Genomic DNA, 3,094 nt, shown 5'->3' with positions numbered 1-3,094 from the left:
AGCTGGTGCGCGACTGGCTGACGCCCGACGGCCGCGCGCTGGTCACCGTCAGCCCGCGCCTGCCGCCCGGCGAACGGGCGCGCGAGGCGGCGCTCGATGTCTTCGTTCCCACGGTACTGGCGATCGCGCCGGAAGCCACCGGCGGGCCGATCGCGGGGCGCGGCTCGGCCCACACCATCCTGAGCGCGTTCGCACAGGCCGGCGCCTGGGCGGTGTTGTCGATCGCGGTGTTGCTGTGGCTGACGCTGCGCCGCTTCGGCGACGTGCTGCGCACGCTGGTGCCGCTGCTGGTCTCGGCGGTGCTGACGCTCGAGCTGTGCGTGGTGTTCGGCATCGCGCTGAACTTTGCCAACGTGATCGCGCTGCCGTTGCTGCTTGGCATCGGCGTTGCCTTCAAGATCTACTATGTGATCGCATGGCGCGAGGGCAAGACCGGCCTGCTGCAGTCGAGCCTGACCCATGCGGTACTGTTCAGCGCGGCCACCACCGCGACCGCGTTCGGCAGCCTGTGGCTGTCCAACCATGCCGGCACCGCCAGCATGGGCAAGCTGCTGGCGCTGTCGCTGGTCTGTACGCTGGCCGGCGCGGTGTTTTTCCAGCCTATCCTGATGGGACGGCCACGCCAGTCGCGCTGAATTGTCCTGGACCGCGGACGGACCGACCACGACGCCACCATGATCGCCATGCCAGAGCCCTCGCCCCCGTTGTCTCCTTCGCCCGCTCCATTACTGCTGCGCCGGCTGGCCCAGCTGGTGCCGCTCGCCGCGCTGTGTTGCGGTGCCTGCGCGACCGGGCCCAACGCCAACCCGGCCGATCCGCTGGAACCGATGAACCGCGCGATCTATACGGTCAACGACAAGATCGACACCTATGTCGCCGTGCCGGTCGCCAAGGGCTATCGCCGCGTCACGCCGCAGCCGGTACGCACCGCGGTGACCAATGTGTTCAACAACGTCGGCGACGTCGGCAACGCGATCAACAACCTGCTGCAGGGCAAAGGCGTCGCGGCGGCCGAGAGCGTGATGCGCGTTGCGATCAATACCGTGCTGGGCCTGGGCGGACTGATCGATATCGCCACGCCGGCCGGGCTCCCACGACATCCGCAGGATCTTGGCCTGACGCTGGGCACCTGGGGCGTGCCGTCGGGGCCGTATCTGGTGCTGCCGCTGTTCGGGCCCAGCACCGTGCGCGACGGCATCGGCATGGCCGGGGACGTGTTCACCGATCCGGTCACCTACATGGACCCGGCCTGGCGCAACAGCCTGTTCGCGCTGCAGTTCATCAATACGCGCACCAATCTGCTCGATGCCACCAGCCTGCTGGAGCAGGCCGCGCTGGACAAATACAGCTTCGTGCGCGACGCCTATCTGCAGCAGCGCCGCCAGCGGCTGCGCGGCGGCGAGGCCGGCGATCTGCCCGACTATGGCGATGACGGCGACGACCGCGACGAAGGAGACGAAGGAGACGGCGCGGCGGGCGGCGCTTCGCCATCGACCGACGCACCGGGCTCGGTCCCTGCTCCGGCTCCCGCCGCCCCATGATCGCGGGATCGACCCGCCGAGCACCGCAGTGCGGCCGCCAGCCGGCGCAATCCCCGTTGCGCCGCGGCGGTATCGCCGGCAAGCCGCAGCAGTTCGCGCAATTGCGCGGGTTGCTTGAGCACGCTTGCGCATAGCGCGCGCATCGCGATGCCGCCATCCGCGCCGAACGCGGCCAGTGCGGCCGGCGGAATGCGCCGCCCCGCCGGATCGGCGATCGCCCGGCACACGACGAAAGGCAGCCCCGCCGCGCGCGCTGCGGCGGCGATCCGGTGCGATTCCATGTCGACCGCCACCGCGCCGGTCGCCGCATGCAGCGCCCGTTTGTCGGCAACGGCCGCGGCCGGCGTATCGACGCCCGCGATGGTTCCGCCGACGGCCGCGGGCAATGCCAGGCGAATCGCCCTGGACCAGCGGGCATCGGTGTCGAAGCGCGAGCCTTGCGTGGCGACGGCATCGGCCACGATCACGCTGCCAGCCGGCAGCGCGGGGTCGAGCCCGCCTGCCACCCCGAAGCTGATCAACCCCGCATAGCGCGGCGCCGATCCGGCGCCGTCATGCAAGGCAGCGATCATCGCGGCATTCAGCGCGCCATCCAGCGCGGCATCCAGCGCATCGCCCCGCAGACCGCTCAGCGTCGTCGCGCCGGGCCACGACAGCAGCCGCGCCTCGAAGGCCATGCCGGTGACGACGAGCCAGCGCGGCGCGCCGGCATCGATGCGGCTGCCGGTTTCGCTCACATGCCCCATGGCATGCGGCCCGCGGCATCGTTGGCATCGTTGGCGTCGGCCGGTTTGCGGACGCCCTCGAGATTGCGATATCGCGCCAGCGCCCACAGCGGGAAATACCGCGCATAGCCGTGATAGCGCAGATAGAACACGCGCGGAAAGCCCACCGCGGTGTAATGCTGCTCGTCCCACAGCCCGTCGGCGCGCTGCTCGCGCAGCAGATAGTCGATACCTCGCGCGACCGCCGGCAGACCGCGGCAGCCGGCCGCCATCAGCCCCAGCAGCGCCCAGGCGGTCTGCGACGGCGTGCTCGGCGCGCTCTCGTGGCCGCGGTAGTCGAGCCGGTAGCTGCTGCCGTCCTCGCCCCAGCCGCCGTCGTCGTTCTGCACCGACAGCAGCCATTGCGCGGCGCGGCGGACCGGCGCCGCCTCGGGCCCGAGCCCCGCCGCCTGCAGCGCGCACAACGCGCTCCAGGTGCCATACAGGTAGTTGGTACCCCAGCGTCCATACCAGCTGCCGTTGGCCTCCTGCTCGCCCAGCAGATAGCGCAGCGCCTGCGCGGCGGCGCGGCTGTTTGCAGGCAATTGGCCCAACTGCGCCAGCATCGACAGGCAGCGCGCCGACACGTCGGCGGTCGGCGGGTCGAGCAGCGCGCCATGATCGGCGAACGGGATGCTGTTCAGATGACTGTGCGTGTTCTCCGGTTCGAAGGCGCCCCAGCCGCCGTCGCCGCTTTGCATGCCTTCGATCCATTCGCGGGCCCGGGCCAGCGCGGGCCCGACGCGGCCCTGCCAGCGCGCATCGCCGCGCGCGGCGCGATCGAGCGCC

2 protein-coding genes and 2 pseudogenes are annotated in these 3,094 nt (G+C 71.0%); 2 read left to right on the top strand and 2 right to left on the bottom strand.

Going from position 1 to position 3,094, the window contains the following annotated elements:
• Positions 1 to 635: pseudogene (locus tag B551_RS26640) on the top strand (RND transporter); the annotation flags it as partial.
• 48 nt (positions 636 to 683) lie between these two features.
• A complete protein-coding gene (locus B551_RS15710; protein ID WP_371259317.1) occupies positions 684 to 1,541 on the top strand; it encodes a VacJ family lipoprotein in 858 nt (285 codons plus the stop codon).
• Positions 1,542 to 1,678: 137 nt separating this feature from the next.
• Here the strand turns inward: B551_RS15710 and B551_RS27105 are convergent.
• Positions 1,679 to 2,113 (bottom strand): annotated as a pseudogene (locus tag B551_RS27105) (squalene--hopene cyclase); the annotation flags it as partial.
• Positions 2,114 to 2,274: 161 nt separating this feature from the next.
• Positions 2,275 to 3,094 (bottom strand): prenyltransferase/squalene oxidase repeat-containing protein (locus B551_RS15700; protein WP_023264490.1); only part of this gene is annotated, 820 nt, incomplete at its 5' end.

The sequence above is a fragment of the Cupriavidus sp. HPC(L) genome (assembly GCF_000307735.3).
Taxonomy (GTDB): Bacteria; Pseudomonadota; Gammaproteobacteria; order Burkholderiales; family Burkholderiaceae; genus Cupriavidus.
Note: the sequence above shows the minus strand (reverse complement) of the source record. Positions and strands in the feature narration are given on the sequence as shown.

Coding starts and splice junctions, on each gene's coding strand:
- B551_RS15710 (WP_371259317.1), top strand. CDS start 684: ATGCCAGAGCCCTCGCCCCCGTTGTCTCCTTCGCCCGCTCCATTACTG.